This window comes from Vibrio sp. 1402 (genome assembly GCF_033340275.1).
Genome location: NZ_JAWOWE010000574.1, coordinates 1 through 551, shown reverse-complemented (window position 1 = coordinate 551; position 551 = coordinate 1). Strand labels below are relative to the sequence as shown.

At 48.3% G+C, this 551-nt stretch carries 1 protein-coding gene; it reads right to left on the bottom strand.

Annotated elements, in window-relative coordinates:
- A partial coding sequence (queG, locus tag R7044_RS27325) for a tRNA epoxyqueuosine(34) reductase QueG (RefSeq protein WP_225456237.1) occupies window positions 1-551 on the bottom strand: 551 nt, incomplete at both ends.

Genomic DNA, 551 nt, shown 5'->3' with positions numbered 1-551 from the left:
CGGTTTGCGGAATTCCTTAGGGATGACACCATCAAACTCTATCGTGAGATAAGAGATACAGCGTCTCGCATCGACAACTTTATCTTCTACAATGGCTTGAGTCGGGCATGACGTAATACACGCTCGGCATTTTTCGCATTGGTCGACACTTGGAGTATCGACTGGTAAAGGTAGGTCAATCAGCAGTTCACCAAGGAAGAACCAAGAACCACACTCTTTATCTAAGATCAGTGAGTGTTTACCTGTCCAACCCAATCCGGCCTTTTGGGCTAAAGGGCGCTCAAGTATTGGCGCAGAGTCGACAAAAGGGCGATAACCAAACTGACCCACTTCTTCTTCTATGAGCTTACCCAACTTGTTGAGCTGCTTTCTGACCAGCTTATGGTAATCACGCCCTAGCGCATAGCGGCTAATATAAGCATGATTTTTATTCGCGAGATTTGAAGCGAATTGCGCTTCTGGCGGTAGGTAGTCCATCCGGACGCTGATAACGCGAACGGTTCCCGGTAATAACTCATTGGGTCTGGCGCGCATCATTCCGTGACGAGCCA